Origin of the sequence: Paenirhodobacter sp. CAU 1674 (assembly GCF_029222945.1) — a bacterium.
GTDB lineage: Bacteria > Pseudomonadota > Alphaproteobacteria > Rhodobacterales > Rhodobacteraceae > Rhodobacter.
Map to the genome: position 1 here is coordinate 1 of NZ_JARHUH010000007.1, position 15695 is coordinate 15695.

Annotated in this window: 15 protein-coding genes, 1 pseudogene and 1 other annotated feature; of the genes and pseudogenes, 1 reads left to right on the forward strand and 15 read right to left on the reverse strand. The window is 62.5% G+C overall.

Going from position 1 to position 15695, the window contains the following annotated elements; translation table 11 throughout:
- The first annotated feature begins 475 nt into the window (after positions 1–475).
- Positions 476–814, forward strand: coding sequence for a hypothetical protein (locus tag P2G62_RS10945; protein WP_275734943.1), 339 nt, complete (start codon positions 476–478; stop codon positions 812–814).
- Positions 815–821: 7 nt separating this feature from the next.
- Here the strand turns inward: P2G62_RS10945 and P2G62_RS10950 are convergent, their stop codons facing one another.
- From P2G62_RS10950 to P2G62_RS11020, 15 genes and pseudogenes are all read right to left on the reverse strand, one after another.
- Positions 822–1727 carry a glycosyltransferase family 2 protein gene (locus tag P2G62_RS10950; protein WP_275734944.1) on the reverse strand — a complete coding sequence of 302 codons (906 nt, stop codon included), beginning with the start codon at positions 1725–1727 and terminating at the stop codon, positions 822–824.
- A 5-nt stretch (positions 1728–1732) separates the two neighbouring features.
- Positions 1733–2893 (reverse strand): glycosyltransferase, encoded by a 1161-nt coding sequence (locus tag P2G62_RS10955; protein ID WP_275734945.1) that lies wholly within the window; start codon positions 2891–2893, stop codon positions 1733–1735.
- Between the two features lie 3 nt (positions 2894–2896).
- Positions 2897–4039 carry a glycosyltransferase gene (locus P2G62_RS10960; RefSeq protein WP_275734946.1) on the reverse strand — a complete coding sequence of 381 codons (1143 nt, stop codon included), beginning with the start codon at positions 4037–4039 and terminating at the stop codon, positions 2897–2899.
- On the reverse strand, positions 4036–5289 hold the full coding sequence (locus P2G62_RS10965) for an O-antigen ligase family protein (protein WP_275734947.1): 1254 nt from the start codon (positions 5287–5289) through the stop codon (positions 4036–4038). The genes P2G62_RS10960 and P2G62_RS10965 overlap by 4 nt, the downstream gene beginning before the upstream one ends.
- Positions 5286–6578, reverse strand: coding sequence for a hypothetical protein (locus tag P2G62_RS10970; RefSeq protein WP_275734948.1), 1293 nt, complete (start codon positions 6576–6578; stop codon positions 5286–5288). Before P2G62_RS10970 ends, P2G62_RS10965 begins: the two co-directional genes overlap by 4 nt.
- Positions 6562–7515: a GDP-L-fucose synthase gene (locus P2G62_RS10975; protein WP_275734949.1), complete on the reverse strand. Its 954-nt coding sequence runs from the start codon at positions 7513–7515 to the stop codon at positions 6562–6564. The genes P2G62_RS10970 and P2G62_RS10975 overlap by 17 nt, the downstream gene beginning before the upstream one ends.
- Positions 7516–7517: 2 nt before the next feature.
- On the reverse strand, positions 7518–8636 hold the full coding sequence (gene gmd, locus P2G62_RS10980; RefSeq protein ID WP_275734950.1) for a GDP-mannose 4,6-dehydratase: 1119 nt from the start codon (positions 8634–8636) through the stop codon (positions 7518–7520).
- Complete coding sequence (locus P2G62_RS10985) at positions 8633–9886, reverse strand: WcaI family glycosyltransferase (protein ID WP_275734951.1); 1254 nt, start codon at positions 9884–9886, stop codon at positions 8633–8635. Before P2G62_RS10985 ends, gmd begins: the two co-directional genes overlap by 4 nt.
- Before the next feature lie 134 nt (positions 9887–10020).
- On the reverse strand, positions 10021–10149 hold the full coding sequence (locus tag P2G62_RS10990; RefSeq protein ID WP_275734952.1) for a sugar phosphate nucleotidyltransferase: 129 nt from the start codon (positions 10147–10149) through the stop codon (positions 10021–10023).
- A gap of 374 nt (positions 10150–10523) precedes the next feature.
- Positions 10524–10630, reverse strand: a sequence feature (AL1L pseudoknot).
- Positions 10524–10742: pseudogene (locus P2G62_RS10995) on the reverse strand (hypothetical protein); the annotation flags it as partial. Its footprint overlaps the feature before it by 107 nt.
- A gap of 278 nt (positions 10743–11020) precedes the next feature.
- Positions 11021–11842: a hypothetical protein gene (locus P2G62_RS11000; protein WP_275734953.1), complete on the reverse strand. Its 822-nt coding sequence runs from the start codon at positions 11840–11842 to the stop codon at positions 11021–11023.
- Entirely contained in the window at positions 11839–13140 is a 1302-nt protein-coding gene (locus P2G62_RS11005; protein WP_275734954.1) for an oligosaccharide flippase family protein, read from the reverse strand. Before P2G62_RS11005 ends, P2G62_RS11000 begins: the two co-directional genes overlap by 4 nt.
- Positions 13133–14194, reverse strand: a complete 1062-nt coding sequence (locus P2G62_RS11010; RefSeq protein ID WP_275734955.1) for a hypothetical protein — start codon at positions 14192–14194, stop codon at positions 13133–13135. The genes P2G62_RS11005 and P2G62_RS11010 overlap by 8 nt, the downstream gene beginning before the upstream one ends.
- 22 nt (positions 14195–14216) lie before the next feature.
- Positions 14217–14957 carry a glycosyltransferase gene (locus P2G62_RS11015; protein ID WP_275734956.1) on the reverse strand — a complete coding sequence of 247 codons (741 nt, stop codon included), beginning with the start codon at positions 14955–14957 and terminating at the stop codon, positions 14217–14219.
- A 69-nt stretch (positions 14958–15026) separates the two neighbouring features.
- Positions 15027–15428: a hypothetical protein gene (locus tag P2G62_RS11020; protein WP_275734957.1), complete on the reverse strand. Its 402-nt coding sequence runs from the start codon at positions 15426–15428 to the stop codon at positions 15027–15029.
- Positions 15429–15695: the final 267 nt, after the last annotated feature.

Consider the following 15695-nt stretch of genomic DNA (forward strand, 5'->3'; position numbering starts at 1 on the left):
TCGCCCGCCCCGCTGCGCGAGATGATAGCTCCGCGCGTCGGGCGATTGCTCAACCTGCGCCGATCGGCGTAAACACCAACCGGGCTCCGGTCACGGCTGGATGAAAGACCCGTGGCAGGTCAGGGCTTGTGCGCGTGGAACTGGAGAGCGCTACGAAGCATCTGGACTAAGCGTTTTTCCGCACTTGCTCTGGCCTTCGCCGCCCGCCCGCCTGTAGAGTGCGGACGGGCGATTGGTGAGGCTGGACGTGGACACGAACAAAGACCTGATGGCAAGGCGCGCGGGCGCAAACTTTTCTCTCGGTCACAAGCTGACCCGCGTTTTGTGGCAGCTTTGCTGGGCGGTTCTCGCGGCTTGGACGCCGCCGCAGATGGGGGCGTGGCGGCGCGCTTTATTACGGTTCTTCGGGGCAAAGATTGCGGCGACGGCGTCGGTGCGGGGCGGCGCGAAAATCTGGTATCCTGCAAACCTGACGATGGCGGAACATTCGGTTTTGGCCGACGGGGTGATCTGCTACAACATGGCTCCGATCAACCTTGGTGAGAAAAGCATCGTCTCGCAGCGCGCGGTGCTCTGCGGGGGCACCCATGATTTTACCCGCGCCACCAATCCGCTCATCACCCGGCCGATCGAGATCGGTGCCAATGTCTGGATCGCCTCCGAGGCCTTTGTCGGGCCCGGCGTGCGGGTGCCCGAGGGCTGCGTGATCGGGGCGCGGGCGGTGGTGACATCAAACCGTCTCGAGCCTTGGACGGTTTACGCGGGCAACCCGGCGGTGGCGTTGCGGAGGCGCGATTTCGACCCCGAAAGCTAAGCCGCGCTCAGTCTTCTCGCGGTTCGAAAACCCCTTCGCGGGCGAGCAGCTCATAGGGGCTGAGATCGGCCGCCTCGGCGCGCAGTTCCAGTTCGTAGAGTTTGGCCTCGACGAGGGTGCGATACCAGAACGCTTGCAGGAAGTGAAAGAAGAACCCCTCCTTGCCATCCAGAAAGCCGCGGCCAAGCACGTAACGATAGAAGAAATAGAGGCTCGCGCGCAGGGTGGCGGGCAGGCGGGTGTAGACCTGCTCCTTTAGCCAGCGTTTGCGCGCGGCGGCGCCCGAGAGCTTTTCCGGCGCGGCTTTGTGCCCCGCTGCGGCCTCGATGCGGGCGATCACCTCGAGAGTGGCATATCCGTTGTGCTTGGCGGTCCACCAGCTCAGATCGTTGCGGTTGTCATCGACCAGATCGCCGCCTTCGAGCACCTTGGTGCAGGGATCACGCAGCACGATGTGTTCGTCCATCCGGCGCTGTTCCATCCGCCCCTCGCCACTGCGCCACAGCCGCAAGATATGGAGCGGGTAAAAGAAGCCGTGCCGGATCGGGCGGCCTAGAAACATGATCTGGCGGCGTAGATGGAGCCCGTTCACCCCCGGTTCGGGGGCCGCAAGCCAGCGCTGAATCGCCCCCCGCAGACCTTCGTCGAGATATTCGTCGGCGTCGATGCGCAGCGTCCAGCCGGTGCGGATGTCGAGATGATCGAGCCCCCATTGGAACTGCGCCGCATGGCCGGGCCAAGGGTTCTGCACCACCTCGGCCCCCAGATCGCGGGCGATCTCGACTGTGCGATCGGTCGAGAAACTGTCGACGATGCAGATCCGTTCGGCCACGCCCTCGAGCGAGCGGATGCAGCGTTCGATGTGCATCTCCTCGTTGAAGGTCAGGATAAGGGCGGTGACGGGGGCAGTCATTTCTGTCATTTCTGTTGTGCCTTTTCCAGCACCGACAGCAGGTCGGCGGCCGCGGCTATGGGCGAGAAATGCACTTTAAAACAAGGTCTTGCGGCAGACTTCAGAGTTGCGCGCCGTTCCTCGGTCAGATCAAGGAAGCGGCGCAGAAGCGTCGTGGTGCCCTCCAGCGTATCGGGTTCGGCCAGCCCCGCGCCCGCCGCTGTCACCTCGCGCCAGATATTGACCTTGTCCGAGATCAGAACCGGCGTGCCGACCGAGAGTGCCTCGGCGACGACCAACCCGAAATTCTCTTGGTGCGAGGGCAGCACGAAGGCTGCGGCATCGCTGAAGGCCGCCGATTTGGCCGCGCCGCGCAACATGCCGGGGAAATGCACCCGCGCGGCCACGCCTTCGGTTTTGGCAAGCTGTTGCAACTCGGTCTGCCAGCCGGTGGCATCGGGCCCCGCAATGACCAGATCGGGGCAGTCGGGGCGTTGGGCAAGGCGGGCATAGGCCGCAATCAGGGTATCGACCGCCTTTTTCGGATGGATACGGCTGAGGAAAAGCCAATAGGGGCGCGCGGACCAAGCGTTGGGCAGCTTGGCGCGCCCGGCCTCTAGCGACTCGGTGTCCAGGCTTTGATCGGCCGCACAGAAGGCCACGACGCGCTCATCATAGCGGCGATGGCCGGGGAAGGCCCCCCGCGCGAGGCGTCGCTCTTCTTCGCAGGTGAACAGAACAGCTTTCGCCTCGCTGAGCATCCGACCCTGCCACAAAATCCAGTAAAGTGTCTTGACCCAATGCTTTAGCGGCTTTGTTTTGCGGAAATAGGGGTCAAGCATGCCATGCGGAAAGATCACCCAAGGCAGACCGGCCTTGCTCAGCGCAGCATAGCCCCCGATCGAGGCGTAGTTCCACAGCCCATGCACGACGGCGCAATCGCAACCCCGGGCCTGTTGCGCCACGGCGAGAGCAAAACGCGGCGTGGACTTCAAGAGCCCCCACACCGGCCCCGTGGCATGCAGCTCGAAGGGGAAATCCTGCGCCCAAGGCGCGCCTGCCGCATCCAGCGTGACGAACACGCTCTCATGTCCCGCGCGGGCATGTTCGGCCGCGACGACCTGCGCATATTCAAGCGGCCCGCCTCCGGCGGGATCGACTGAGGCGATCAGATGCAGGATACGCAAATACTATCTCCCTGCCATGTTGATGAGCCGAGCGATGCCCTCGGCAAAACGTGCGGTGTCCGCCTGCGGTGCCAACTCGAAAGCGCATGACCGCATCTCGCGCCACAAGGCTGCGTCGGTTCCCAGCCGTTGCAGGAACCATGCCATGCCTTCGGGATTGTCGGGTTCCACCAGAAAACCATTCCGCCCGCTGCGCAGCAGCCGGTCGCGCGCGCCCGGATTATCGGACAAGATCAGGGGCAGACCGAGCGCCAACGCTTCGGGCACCACATTGCCAAACTGATCCTCCAGGCTCGGCAACAACAAGGCCAACCCGCGTGCCAACTGCGCCGAGACCTGAGCGCTTTGCACAAAGCCGTGGAAGCACACCGCATCGCCCAGCCCAAGCTCGGCCGCCAGCGCCCGCAGACGCGCCTCCTCGGGGCCGTCGCCGAGCAGATGCAGCCGCCGCGGCGCTGGGTCGGCCACCCGATAGAGCGCAAAGGCCCGCAGCAACATGTCGAGATTCTTCTTGGGCACCAGCCGCGCCACGCACAGGAAATCGCGCTCGGCAAACCTCGGCCCCTCGTCGATCCGCGCCGCCTCGAATGGGCCATAGCCCGCCTGCGCCCGGATCCGGTCGAGCGAAACCGTGTTGTATTCCCCGGTGATCCGCGCCGCCGAAAGACCGAGGAAGCGGTAGTAATCCCTCCCCCGCACCCCAGAGCCGAGCGCGCCGTGATAGGGCAGAAAAAACGCGCTCTTGAGGGCTTCAGCGCGCGCCCGCCGCGGCTTGTCGTCGAATTTCGAACACCCCATGGCAAACACCCGGTGCCCCCGTGCCCGCGCCCAGAGTGCCCCCATCAGCACGCCCGGCTCATTGTTGTGGCACAGGAACACATCGCCGCGCCCGTGCCTGCCTAGGCCCTGCCGGATCGCCGCGAAGATCTGCCGCGCAGAGAGCGCGTCGAGCCGCGTCCCGGGATAGGCGGTGATCCACTCGAACCCCGCCGCGGTCCCGCCGGTCTCCCAGCCATAGGTGTCGCTATGCCCGCACAGCTCGAGCCCGATCACCCGGCGCGTCCCGGCAAAGTGCCGCGCGCAGGCCTCGAGCCGGTCGAGATGCAGCGGGCCGAAGTTATCCCAGAGGAGGTATAGAGGGGTCATTCCGCCGCCTTCGCATGTCGTGACCCCGTGAGCCGACGTTGCGGACCAATTTGGCCTCGATATCGAGATACATGGATCAATTCTCCGGTTCTTTCCAGCGGCACGATCGAGAACAGACAGATCATCGCGGTTATCCCGAACGGGTCACCGAAACTGAACAATTGAGGTTGCAATTGCGCGCCGACAGAGATGCCCAGCAGGATCGAAAATAGTTTGCCGCGCTCGACACCCGGCGGCAGAGCCAGAGCTTCCTGAAAGAGTGTGCCGAGCCGGAGGAAATAGTAAGTGAAGAACAGAGCTCCCCCGATAAGCCCCGTTTGAAGGAAAACGTCGAGAAATCCGTTGTGCGCGCCGAAATAGGTTCCCCTGTTCCGAAACCCGTAGCCAAAGAACGGGCTTTCGAAAAGCTGGGGAAGGAACAGAACCCATTGTTGGTCGCGCCCCGAAGCACCGCTCCCTAATCCCCGTGAGCTGTCACCTAATTTCAGCGCGAGCCCGATTGGCGAGTTTTCCGGGTCGATAGCGAGACTGAAAGCGGCGAGGAGCGCCAGCGCCGCGATGACCGTCAGCCGAAGTCGCCCGATCGCACGCCAGTTCATCGCCGAATACGACAGGTAGATCAGGACGCAAGTTACCATCGTGTAGCGGCTGCTGATGGCGAGGGCGAGGGCCAAGACCACAACAAGGACAAAGTCACGCCACCAGCGAGGCCCGAAAAGTGACAGGGCAAATGCCGCAACGCAAGAGGCGCCGAAGACATTCGGATGAATCCCGCCAAGCCAGCGGTGTTCGGGGGGGCCTAGCAAGAGGTAGGCAAGAAGGATGAACGCTACCAGAGCATAGCTCGAATAGGCCAAACCTCTTCTGAAGCGTGAGGATATGCAAGCCGAGCGTATTACGAAAACAGCGCAAATGAAAATACCCGCCTGCAACATGACGAAGGTTGATTGCAAGACCAGAGACTGCAAAAGGATGTGGAACATGAACAATGCGAGCGGCAGGTCCTTGGCAGATAGAAACTGCCTCGCAGCGGCGCGAAACCTAAAGAAAAAAAGTCCCGTTGCAGCCATCAGAACATAGACTGACGCCGCATAAACGAACGACACTTCCCCCGCGATATCGCCGGTCACGTTGCGTCGCAACGCGAGCTGGGGCAAGGTCACGGCGATAAACAGGATCGGCAACAAGAGAGCGGTGTCGAAGATCGCCGGCCGGATGGTCAGCGAAAACCGGGTCGGGCTTGTCCTCATTGTTTGATCCAGATCTGCGCAGCCACCACCACTTCAACCACCGCAGCGACAAACGCCACGAACTCCAGCCTCCCCCCCGCCACGAAAGGCGACAGCGCCACCAGCGCGTAAAGGCCGAGCACCAGCCACGCATAGTCGCTCTGCCGGTTCATGGCCAGAAGCCGCGTGCCGAGCGTCGTCCACACGCCATTGGCCAGCGCCGCAAGCCCCAGGAGCGCCAGCACCAGCCACCCCGCCTGCATCTCGCCGCCCGACAGGCGCGCCAGAAGCTGCGGCCCCCACAGCGCCAGTGCCGCCGCCGCCGGCACCATCACCGCCGCCGTCAGCGCAAGGTTGAGCCGCATCAGCCGCGCCACCAGCTGCGCGTTGCCCGCCACCAGCGCCCGCGTCAGTTCGGGCAGGCTCGCCCGTGTCAGAAGGCTCGAGAATTGCAGCGGGATACGGCTCATCAACCGCGCGGTCGCAAAGACCGCCGCCACCGCCGGACCCATCGTCCAGCCGATCGTCAGCACCACCCCCTGCAGCCCGAAGGAATTCGCCGCCGTCAGCGCGAAAGCGGCCAGCGAGGGGTGCAAAAGGCGGCGCAGCGTTGCTCGGTCAGAGGCCGCAAAGCCGATCCGGCACCACGGCTCCAGCCGGGCCAGAACGCGCGCGTAGATCACCAGCATCGCCCCCGTCGCCACGGCGCCCGCCACCGCCGCCGCCACGATCCCGCCGCCGCTTAGCGCAACGGCGATCACCACGATCCCCTGCGCCAGAAAGCCCAGATCGTTCAGCGCCGTGCCCAATGCGTATTTGTGCGTGGCCTGATAGACCACCTTGCGGATGCTCATCTGCGCGCCGAACAGCGCGCCAAGCGTCACGAAGATCGCCGTGATCGCGATGTCACCCCGCGAGGGGCCCGCCGCCGCCGAAGCGCCCGCCAGCTCCAGCCAGATCGCCAGTCCAAGCCCCACGAGGATCGCGACGCCACAGGTGACCGCCGTCAGAAACAGCCAGACGGTTTGAAAGGCGCGCAGCGCCTCGGGGCGGTCCTCCCGTGCGACCGAGCGGGTGATGTCGATCCCCGCCGCGGTGCCAAGGCCGAAATCGGACAGCGCAAGATAGGCGGGGATCGTCGAGATCATCCGCCATATCCCGAACCCGTCAAGACCCCAGGCCTTGGTCAGCACCGGAACAGAGATCAACTGGATCGCCATCGCCCAAACCTTGCCGAGCAGGTTTGCGCCGAACCCGCCGAGCAGGCGGCGCGCGACCGGGGAGGCCAGCAGATCAGTCATCGGTACCATGTCGCCTCTCGTGCGCGAGGAAGTCGGCATAGGTATCCACGATCCCGTCTCTGAGAGGGCGCGCGCGGTTCCAGCCCATCGCATGGAGCCGCCCCGAATCCATCAGCTTGCGCGGTGTGCCGTCGGGTTTGGTGGCGTCGAAGGTGAGCGTTGCTTCGTAGCCCACCACCTCGGCGATGATCTCGGCCAGTTCGCGGATTGTCACCTCGACGCCGGAGCCGACGTTGATGTGGTCATAGCCCGAATACTCTTTCAGCAGGAACACCAGCGCATCGGCCAGATCGTCGCAATGCAGGAACTCGCGCAGAGGGGTGCCCGAACCCCAGACCACCACCTCACCCGCGCCCGAAACCTTCGCCTCGTGGAACTTGCGCAAAAGCGCGGGCAGGACGTGGCTCGAATTCAGGTCGTAATTATCGCCCGGCCCGTAAAGATTGGTCGGCATCGCCGAGATCCAGTCGCGCCCGTATTGCGTGCGATAGGCCTGCGTCAGCTTGATCCCGGCGATCTTGGCGATGGCATACCATTCGTTGGTGGGCTCGAGCGGACCGGTCAGCAGCGCGTCCTCGGGGATCGGCTGCGTTGCGAGCTTTGGGTAAATGCACGACGAGCCCAGAAACAGCACCCGCTCGACATCGGCCTCATGCGCGGCTTGCAAGATATTCGCCTCGATCATCAGATTCTGATAGAGGAAATCGACCGGAAACTCGCTGTTGGCCTTGATGCCCCCCACCTTGGCTGCGGCCAGCACGATGGCATCGGGGCGGGTGGCGGCCATCCAAGCCTTCACCTGCGCCTGATCGACGAGATCGACGACCTCGCGCCCGGCCTCGATCACCTGAGCGCCCTCGGCGGCCAGACGGCGCGCCACCGCGCCCCCCACCATGCCGCGATGGCCGGCCACCCATACCCGGTTTCCAGTCAGATCGTAAGCCATCCTCACCCCTCCACGCTGACCGGCAAGTCCAACCCGTGTTCTTTCAGCAGTTTGAGTCGCTTCGCCGCCTTCAGATCCTCGGCCACCATCTCGGCGCACATTTCCTGCGCGGTGATCTCGGGCACCCAGCCCAGTTTCGCCTTCGCCTTCGCCGGATCGCCCAAAAGCGTTTCCACCTCGGCGGGGCGGAAGTAGCGCGGGTCGATGCGCATCACCACGTCGCCCACCTTCAGGGCAGGGGCCTTGTCGCCCTCGATTGCGGTCACGGTGGCGATCTCGTCGACGCCGATGCCGGTGAATTCCAGTGTCAGGCCCAGTTCAGCGGCGGTCCAGCGGATGAATTCGCGCACCTCGTATTGCTTGCCGGTCGCGATCACAAAATCCTCGGGCGCGTCTTGCTGCAGCATCATCCACTGCATCCGCACATAGTCCTTGGCATGGCCCCAGTCGCGCAAGGAGTCGATGTTGCCCATGTAAAGGCAGGGCTCCAGCCCCATCGCGATATTGCTCAGCCCCCGCGTGATCTTGCGGGTAACAAAAGTCTCGCCGCGGCGCGGACTCTCATGGTTGAAGAGAATACCGTTGCAGGCATAAATGCCATAGCTTTCGCGGTAATTCACCGTGATCCAGTAGGCATACATCTTCGCCACCGCATAGGGAGAGCGCGGGTAGAAGGGGGTGGTCTCGCGCTGCGGGATCTCCTGCACGAGGCCGTAAAGCTCCGAGGTCGAGGCCTGATAGAACCGCGTCTTCTTCTCGAGGCCCAGGAACCGGATTGCCTCCAGAAGCCGCAGCGTGCCGATGCCATCGACATCGGCGGTATACTCGGGAGCCTCGAAGCTCACCGCGACATGGCTTTGCGCGCCGAGGTTATAGACCTCGTCGGGCTCCACCTCGCGCAGGATCCGGGTCAGGTTCGAGGTGTCGGTCAAGTCGCCGTAATGCAGCTTGAAGCGCGCGTTATCGACATGCGGGTCTTCATAGATGTGGTCCACCCGGGCCGTATTGAACAGCGATGCGCGGCGCTTGATGCCATGCACTTCATAGCCCTTCGATAGCAGAAATTCCGCAAGATAAGAGCCGTCTTGCCCAGTGATGCCGGTAATCAATGCACGTTTCATGTTTTTCTCGTCGTGTTCAATTCGCTGTGGGTTACCAAACTAAACTCGTATTGTAACCGGGCCAAGATCGCGCTCATATCCCAACGCTCTTCCGCGCGACGCCGAGCTTCGGCTCCAAGCTGCGCGCGCAGGTCGGAATCGATCAGTAGCCGCTCGATTGCCGCGCTGGCCGCATCTGCATCGCCCGGTGCCACCACCAGCCCCGCGCTCTCGACTTCTGCTGCCAATGCGGTGCCTGGATCGGCGGTAGCCACGACCGGACGCCCGGAGGCCAGCATATTCGTCAGCTTGGACGGCAAAACCAGATCCGCCGCGTCTTTGATTTGCGGCAGAAGATGAATATCGGCCATGCCCACCAGATCGCTCAATTTCTCGACAGGCTGTAACGGAAAAAAACGAATATTGGGCAGGCCCTGCGCGGCCTCGATCAATTTGGCGCGCATCGGGCCATCGCCGCAGATCGCGAACGTCAGATCGGTGCGATGGGCCAGTTTGCGTGCCAGTTCCGGCAGAATCTCGAGCCCCTGCTTATTGGCGAGGTTGCCCGAATAAAGCGCCACATAAGGAGTAGTTATGGCCAGTTCGTCGCGCATCGGCGAGGGGTCTGTCAGCACCGAAACGCGGCTCAGATCGGCCCAGTTGCGCAGCTCATAGCATTTTTGTGCGGGGACGCCCTTGGCGACCAGTTTCGCCACCATCGGTCGCGAGATCGAACTGAGCCGGTCGAACCGGCGCAGCACCCATGCCTCGAAGGCCTTGGCAAGGCGGCCGATGCGGCTGTCCTCACGAAGAAGACCGGTCGCGAAGGCGGCCTCGACCTCATAATCCTGAATATGCAGCCAGCTTTTCGCGCCCGCCAGCTTCGCCGCCAGCCAGCCCAAAGGCGCAGAGACCATCGAGGGTGCGACGACAAAGACCAGATCGGGCTTTTGCGTCACCGCCTTCCAAAGCGCCACAGGCGTGGCTGTCAGTGCAAAACTAGCGTGGTGCAGCAAGCGTTTCGCGCCTGTGGGGGTGCTTGGCACATAAAGCGGACAATGCGTGACCCGCAAACCCGCGCGCGGGGTCTCGCTGCGATAGCGCAGGCCGCGCCAGTCTTCGAACACCCGCCATGCCGGGTAATAGGGCAGGGCGGTGACCACAATCACCTCATCCCCCGCAGCCGTAAGTTGTTCGGCAAGGCCCGTCGTATAGACCGCGGTCGAAATGATCTCGGGCGCGTAATTGATCCCCAATGTCAGGATTTTCATCGATCAATCCGCTCCGAACAGATCGCGCGAGTAAGATGTCGCGGATCCTTTCCGTTAGTCTCGATCATCGTCGCGGAAAATCGAGACGAGCAGTAGCCGACATGGACGAGTCCGAAAACTGCGATCTTCATGTCTTACCCCTTCGCCCCTTGAAACAGCGTTTTATGGCCCAGCAGTGGAACGAACTGCTTGGGATAGCCCTTGCGTGAAAGCGGCCACAATCGCGTGCCGGAGCCGCCACAAAGGATAGTTGGGTAAATCATCGAAGCCGCCCAAGAAATTCTAACGAAATTCTAATATTTGAGATCATACATGCTGCGCTGCCGCAATCCTTAGTTGTTGGCTAAACCAATTTTCACCATTCTTAGCGCGCGATTGAGCAAGTTTCGTGCGGTAATCCCCCCGTTTTTGCGGGGTCTTCGTCGTAGAATTTACGCGGCCATCTTCAGTTTCTGGGCGGGGGGCATCCCGCCGCGGCCCATGTTGGGCGCTCGTTGTTGTAGGACCTCAGTCACTCGGTGGCAAGCCAAACAGCAAGCCCCCCGTTCGCTTCAAACCCCACCACACGTGCGTGTGGGTCTTCGGCCAAGACCTTTTCCATCGCGGCAATGAAATAGGGCGAGCCAACGCGAATCGACGGGGCGATCTGCAAAATCTTACACATCGGCTCGACCCCAAATGTTCCACGGTGTTCATCAATGAAGCCAGTCACTTGCGAAACGGGCAGTCGAGCTCCGTCCCGCTGCCCGGCAACGCATGTTTGCATGCGCGGGGGGGGGGCAAAATACGCTGACGCCTTCTTTCGTATCTCGTTCGCTTGCCGCAGTTCACGGACCTGGCGTTCCAGTTCCTTGATGGGCACATCGGAATTGCATTGAACCAGCATCATGTTGGCGGCCATCGCGCCGACCACGGACCGAAGCATGCACCCGGGGTGATCTCAGGAGAAGGCTACCGATCAGGAGAGCGGATCAATTGTTCAAAGGACAAGGCCGCAGACAGGCGGCACTTTCCGCATGCGCAAAACCGCTTGACAGGGACGACCCCGTTGCCTAAGGCCTGAGCCTAAAGCCTTGTTCCCTGAGCACATTCAGCGGCAAACGCAGTGCTCCGCGTCGCGCACCGACAGACAGGTCAGCCATGCCTTGCCTCCCCACGTGCCGCGCGCAGCGTCCGGAATGACCGCACAAGCCCGCGTATCATCTCGCCGCGCTCCATCGCCTCGGCATCGTCGATCCGTTTCATAAAATGATGCGCCAGGGCGGATTGCGGGCGCAACCGCAAAATCCGGAACAGACCGCGCACGGAATAGTCCAGAAAGGGGGCGCCTTCGCGATAGGCGATCAGGCTCAAGGCGGCCTGATCGTGGCGATGGTCCATGAAATCCGGATAATTCGGCCCCAGTTCGCTGGGTTGATCGGTCAGGATGCGCGGATCCTGGCAGGCCTCCAGCCAAAGCTTCAAGAAGGCGCGTGCAGGGGGGCAGTTTGTCCAAAAGCTCCATGTCGCCTGAATCGGCGCGCGTGACGCGATCTCGGGGCGGTCCATGCCCGTCAGAATGAAAGCGTCCCGCTTTGTCCAACGGCTCATCGGTCCGTGCTGCGCGATACAGGGGCCAAGCAAAAAGCCGTGCTGCGCCGCCTTGGCGATCAGCCGTTCAGGCAGGCGGGTGAAGCGGTAATAGGCGCTACGCCCCGCATCGCAATAGCACAGCACCTCTCCCGGGCCGATGCTATCGAGTTCCTGCAAAATGATCTGCGGCTTCCAGAGCCAATAGCCTGCCCCCCGCGGCTGCGACAGGATGTTGGCATTCGCTTCACGAAAGTTGGGGGCAAGGTCATCGGGGCCACGGAACGCAGCTCTGACGAACCCCACCGACAGCGCCGAGGCGCAAAGTGCCTGTGCGGTTGGAGTAAAGCGCGTATCCGCATAGCTCAGGAAATGGGTCGGGTTCACTTGGACCTCTCGGACAAAAGCTTCTCGTTGACGCGCTTGATGTAAAGCCCTGCCGCGCCAAGTCCCACTGCGACGCCCGCCACCATGCTCCAGTCCAGCCCTGCTATGCCCGCGGCACCAAGGCAAAGCGTCATCACGCCCAAGGCAAGGGCCGCGCTTTGGATATTGCCGCGCATCCGGCCCGAGGCCATGCCCAGAACAAAGGCCGGGGCGCCCAGCCCGTTGAGCAGGAAACCCACCGCCAAAAGCGCGGCAAACAGGCTGAGCTTCGGCTCCAGATGGCCCAGCCAGAGCCAGGATACCAGCGGCGAGGCCAGAACCACCGTCCCAAGCACAAGCGTCGTCAGGGCCAAGCTGCGCCGCAACATGCGCTGATAGAGATGGCGCGCTGCGTCGAGGTCGGAGGCCATCAGCCGTGTCAGCGCCGGCACCGAGGCCTGCACCCCGGACACCACCGCATTGCGCGGCAGGGCGATCAGCTTGTAGGCCAGTTCGAACAGCCCAAGCAGATCAAGCCCGCCAAAGCGGCCCAGCAGGATCTTGGCAACAGGTTCGAAAAATCCGTTCAACAGGTTTGCGACCTGGGCTTTGACGCTGAAACCCAGCATCTCGCGCAGCACCGAAAGCGAGGCCTGAACGGGCAGCAGCGGGCCGGTCCGCCCGGTGATCTGGTGCATGCCCCAAAGAAAGCCGCCCCAGCCGCCCAGCAGCATCAGGCCGAATTGCGCGATCTGCCCCCAGGCCAGCGCCGCAAGGCCGATCTTGCCGACTAGGGGCACCACCACGACAAGTTGCAAAACCGTTCCCGCGACGCTCAGCCAGGCCGCTACATAGCCGCGGTGGATCGCCCTGAGCGCGCCAAGCGCCAGACCGGAGAGGTTTTGCAGCAGGAATCCCGCGAACAGCAGCGGCAAGATCGCACGCGCGATCTCCACTTCGGCGTCGCTTCCCGGGACGATATGGCGAAGGTTCGCCGCATAAAGCGCCCAGCCCGCCCCCGTCAGCAGCAGGAACAAGGCCGCATTCATGATAAAAGCCGTGTCGATATGGCGGCGCACCTGCTCGGGTTCCTGGGCCGGGTCCAGGGCTGCCGCAAAGCGCACCGCGGCGTTTGCCATCCCCACATCCCCAAGCCGGATGATGAAGATCCAGGCCATGAGGTTGGACCATAGCCCCACCGCCCCCAGCCCGCCATGCAGCACCACCAGTCGATAGCTGATGAAGGTCACCGCGATGGTCGCGGCAAAGGCGATCACCGATGTGACGACGTTGCGCCGAAGGTGGAACGGATCAGCCATCTTGTGCGTCGATCCTGGTCGTCGCATCGCGGCGCACAGCCAGCTGCAGGGCGTCGCTCAACACCGCAAGGCTGCGTTCGCGGAACCGTTTCGCCGCGCGTCGTCCGCCCTCGGCATCGCCTGCAGGCAGGGCGCTCAGGGTCAGGGGGGCATCGACCGCGCCATCAACGGCCAGAAAAGGCCGCGCTTCCTGCTGACACAGGGCTTCGCTCAGCGATCCTGCGCGCACCACGACCGGGCAACCTAACTGGACGGCGCGCCCCAGAATGCCCGAGGCCTGATCATATGCGGGATCGTAGCAGCACCAGACAGCACTGGCTGCGGCATAGGCCCCCAATATCTCGCCATCGCTCACAAAACGATCGACGACCAGGGCCCCAAGCTTTTCAAGCTCGGCCTTTTGCGCCGCAAGCGTCGGGTCGATCCTGCCCGCGACCACGATCTGCCAGCCTTGGGCCGTCAGGTCACGGGCGGCCGCGGCCAGGCGCACGAACCCCTTGTCGCGGGATTGAAGCCCCAAGGCGACCAGCACCGGTCTCCCTGCTGCCGCCTCAAGGATCGTGCCATAGAACGCAGCTGCGTCGGCATCAGAACAGCCTTGGTCGCTTCGCAAGGCATCAATCACCTTGAAATCCGTGTCCTCCATATCCCAAAGCTGCAAATCATGGATCCAACCATCTGCAACCGCGGCGAAATCGGGCCGCATGGAAAAGGGGATGATGCTGAGGGTAGTGACCCGGGGCATCTTCTTAAGCAGTTTCAGCAGGTTACGCTTAAGTCTCAACCGGGGGCTGCTTCCATCCAGCGCGGGACCTGGGCGAAACAGCAGTCCCACCGTGCGCCGTCCCAGAAGCTGCCGGAGCACCGCAGAGGCAACATAGCCCAGACTACTGTCTTCTATCATCAGAAAGAGCGCGGGTTCGCGGTGGTTCACCTGCAGTCCCGCACGCTTCACAGTGCCGCCCCACAGCCTTTGCACGAAATCCTCGAAAGAGCCGCGATGGCCTCCACGGGAACCACTGAAGAGGATCAGACCATTTTCAGGCCGTTGCATCATTTGCTCCATCGAAAGATCGTTACGGCCGGGCTAGGTTTTGCGGTGTGCTCAGGCCGCGAATAGGCTGGGCCGATTGTTCGCCTGCTTTGGCCCAGATGAGTTCGGCGTGAAAAGCACGATACGCCGAGTGGCACAAGGCGGCATAAGCTTCGGGCGCGGTGATCAGCGCTTCGATCTTGTCGCAATAGTCGCCGGGATCGGCATCTAGCGCGAACAGGTAACCCGTTTCCCCTTCGAGCACGGCGGCTTCATCGCCGCCGACCCGCGTTGCCAGTGCGGGAACGGCAAAGGCCGCAGCCTCGGCGAGCACAACGGCACAGCAGTCGGCACGCGTCGGCAGAATGCTGAAATGCGCCTGTTCCATGAGCGCGCGGAAGCGCGCCCAACTCTTGGGGTCGTCTTTGCGCACGTAGCCGTGGCCGATCACATAATCCGGAAGCCCCTCGGGCAGCTTTGCGCCAACCACGTGCAACTCGACGGGAATACCCCGGTCTTGCAAGGTGTGCGCAACCGCAACTGCTTGTGGTCCGCCTTTTCGCACCCAATCGCCGCCGACCATGATGAGCCGGATGGGCCCATCGAGGCGTCGCGCCGCAATTATCGCCTCGACGGCTTCCGCGGTGGGAAGTTCGCGCAGGTTCGCCCCTTGAAACAGCGTTTTATGGCCCAGCAGTGGAACGAACTGCTTGGGATAGCTCTTGCGTGAAAGCGACCACAATCGTGTGCCGGAGCCGCCACAAAGGATAGTCGGGTAAATCATCGAAGCCGCCCAAGAAATTCTAACGAAATTCTAATATTTGAGATCATACATGCTGCGCTGCCGCAATCCTTAGTTGTTGGCTAAACCAATTTTCACCATTTTTAGCGCGCGATTGAGCAAGTTTTGCGCCTCTGCCTCGTTCGTGGCTTCAACGTAGACACGAAACTCCGGGGCGTTTCCCGAGGGCCGCAGATGTAAGGTTCGGCCCATCTCAAGCGAAATGCGTAGGCCGTCTGTGAGGTCGACTGCGACCTCGGCGCCCAGCGGCGACAAAAAGTGCTCACGCGCCTTGGCGTTTTGTGTGAGGCGCGAGAGGAAAGCGAGGCCAGCCTCGCTAGGCATGTTCTCCGTAAGCGGTGCAAAGGCCCCCGAAACGCCCTGATGTTCGAGTTGATTTCGGGACGCGCTAGCCGAGATTGCGTCAACGGAACTCGAACTCGGCCCTGATTCGACAGTGCCGACCACGCCCATCCTGCAGCCCCAAGGTGGCGCGGATCACCATGATCGTCGAGATGCTCCCCAACGGAAGCAACAGCCATGATTTCCGATCTCTCCCTGTGATGTTCGCGAAAACGCGCCCGGGCTTGCCGGTGAAACCGTCCCTCGAAATAGTGTTGGGCAGGTTGGTTGGCGTGCATGCTCAGGGAGGTTCAGGATGTCTGACCGCGAAAATGGCCCCAAGAAGATCAAGCGGCGCCGGGGAAACACCCTGGAAAATTGGGAGGTCGCGCTTGTCAA